Annotated in this window: 2 protein-coding genes; both read right to left on the bottom strand. The window is 35.1% G+C overall.

Annotated features, from left to right (window positions below):
* A partial coding sequence (locus ABCO64_RS10435) for a hypothetical protein (protein WP_343089421.1) occupies positions 1–332 on the bottom strand: 332 nt, incomplete at its 3' end.
* A 2-nt stretch (positions 333–334) separates the two neighbouring features.
* Positions 335–673, bottom strand: a 339-nt coding sequence (locus ABCO64_RS10430) for a glycoside hydrolase family 30 beta sandwich domain-containing protein (RefSeq protein WP_343089420.1), incomplete at its 5' end; no start/stop codon positions are given.

The raw sequence follows: 673 nt of genomic DNA, 5'->3' as shown, positions 1-673 counted from the left end.
ATGGTAAAAGATGATTTATTCACACGCATTTTATGCGGATGTGAACTGCCTTCTTTAAACGCCTCATAAAGGGTATCATTCACTTTAATGAATGTACGAAACCCAATCGTTCCAACCGTTTCATATGCCTTATTAGCAGGCGTAAACTCCATGATAACTTTACTTTTATCTTGAAGTCCATAGCCACTAATCCCTTGTGCTCTATTTACATAAAAACTCCATAAAGGAATCCCTTTTTTCCCTGCAACACCAGGTAAAAAATTGGCGAATGTTTTTTGATTGTTGTAGTTGTTTATAACGAAGGAATCTCCTTCAAAGTAATAATTACTCATGTTTACACCTCAAATATAATTGTCGAAATACTACGTTTGTTGATTTTTGTGTGATAAGAATGTTTTTTCGGAGTTTCAATAGTGATTTTTTGATCTTCTTCTGTTTCATTTTGAATCACGACCACAATACTCTTATCTGGATTTTCAAATACGACATGGTTTAACGCATCATTATTTACCGTTGATGCGACTCTTTTTGCGCCAACTTGAACATGCTTGGAAAAATGCTTAATCGCATAATATGAAGAATTATATCTTAATTCTTGCTTTTCTGTATCCGCGATAATGGGCGCATCACAGTAGTTCCCTACGTGATTTGGACCCCCTTGTTCATCTAATAC

Source organism: Methanocalculus natronophilus, from assembly GCF_038751955.1.
GTDB classification, from domain to species: domain Archaea; phylum Halobacteriota; class Methanomicrobia; order Methanomicrobiales; family Methanocorpusculaceae; genus Methanocalculus; species Methanocalculus natronophilus.
Note: the sequence above shows the minus strand (reverse complement) of the source record. Positions and strands in the feature narration are given on the sequence as shown.